General features: G+C 71.9%; 1 protein-coding gene. It reads left to right on the forward strand.

Going from position 1 to position 1,500, the window contains the following annotated elements; all coding sequences use genetic code 11:
- Window positions 1-56 precede the first annotated feature (56 nt).
- Entirely contained in the window at window positions 57-1,478 is a 1,422-nt protein-coding gene (gene tnpC, locus VGC18_RS15135) for an IS66 family transposase (protein ID WP_331098895.1), read from the forward strand.
- The last annotated feature ends 22 nt before the right edge of the window (window positions 1,479-1,500 follow it).

The following is a 1,500-nucleotide window of genomic DNA, read 5'->3' on the forward strand; positions in this document are numbered from 1 at the left end:
GGGTAAGCGTTCAGTCGGGCGGGGGGACATAACCGCCGGCCGGCGAACTCCTCGGCATGGACCGCTCCGAGGCCGAGGCGATCTACGACTCCGGGCGCGATGCCTGCGTCAAGGTGCTGCTGGCCCTGGCCAACCAGGTCGAGCGACTCGAAGGCCGCGTCGAGCGACTGGAAGGAGAGGTCCGCGAGCTGCGCCGCGACTCCGGCAACTCCTCGCTGCCACCTTCTGCCGATCCCGGTGCCGGCAAGGGACGACGAAAGGGAAGACGCTCCGATCGCAAGCCCGGCGCCCAGCCGGGCCATCCCGGGTCGGGCCGCGGGCTCCTGCCGATCGAGTATGTGGACGAGGTGATCGAGCATCTGCCGGGGAGCTGCGATCGATGCGGGCATCCGCTCACCGGGCTGCCGACGCGAGGCCCCGTCTGCCGCCACCAGGTGGCCGAGCTGCCCGAGACCGCGGTCCGGGTCACCGAGCACCGCCTGCACCGGGCCCGCTGCCCCGGCTGCGGCGCGATCACCCGGGCCGAGCTGCCGTCCGAGATCGGGCGCGGGCGCTTCGGGCCGCGCCTTCAGGGGGCCGTCGCCACCCTCGCCGCCGGCTTCCGGCTCTCCCGCCGCCAGGTCGTCGACCTGTGTGGCGAGCTCTTCGGCATGAAGATCGCGGTCGGCACCGTCGACGCGATCATCGGGCGTCAGGGCGTCGCCCTGCGCGAGCCCCAGGAACGGCTACGCGATGCGGTCCGCGGCTCGCCGGTCATCTGCGCCGACGAGACCGGCTGGAGGCAGACGGGAGAGCGGCGGTTTCTCTGGGGCGCCTTCACCGACGAGGTCGCCGTCCTGCGCGTCGCCCCCTCCCGCCACCGCGAGGAGGCCGAGGAGCTGTTGGGCGAGACGGAGGCGATCGTCTCCTCGGACCGCTGGTGGGCATATGACCATCTCGACCCCGCGCGGCGCCAGGTCTGCTGGTCGCACCTGCTGCGTGACTTCCGCTTCCACGCCGAGAGCCCACTCCCTCATCAGGGCGAGTTCGGCGAGGCCTGCCTGGGGGTAGCCGAGAGCGTGTTCGAGGCATGGCGCGGCTTCCAGGCGGATGGCGACCGCGTTCGTATGCGCCGGGAGATCTCGCCACTGGAACGGGAGCTGCGCTCGCTCTGCGAGGCGGGGAGGCGCAAGTCGGTGAAGACCCGCTACCACCGCGGCCTGGCCCGCAACCTGATCAAGGTCTGGCCGGCGCTCTGGACCTTCGTCGACCACGAAGGGGTCGAGCCGACCAACAACCGCGCCGAGCGTGGTCTTCGCCACGCGGTCATCTATCGGAAGCTCTCCCAGGGCTCTCACTCGACACAGGGCGCGATCGCCACCGAGCGACTGCTCTCGGCGGCGATCAGCTGCCGGCTGCAGGGGCGCTCGCTCTTCGCCTACCTCGCCGAGGTGGCCCAGGCGACGACGAGCGGGCGGCCCGCTCCCGCGCTGGCCTGAGCCGGGCGACTGAACGCTTACA

The organism is Lacisediminihabitans sp., from assembly GCF_036404185.1.
In the GTDB taxonomy this organism is placed as follows: domain Bacteria; phylum Actinomycetota; class Actinomycetes; order Actinomycetales; family Microbacteriaceae; genus Lacisediminihabitans.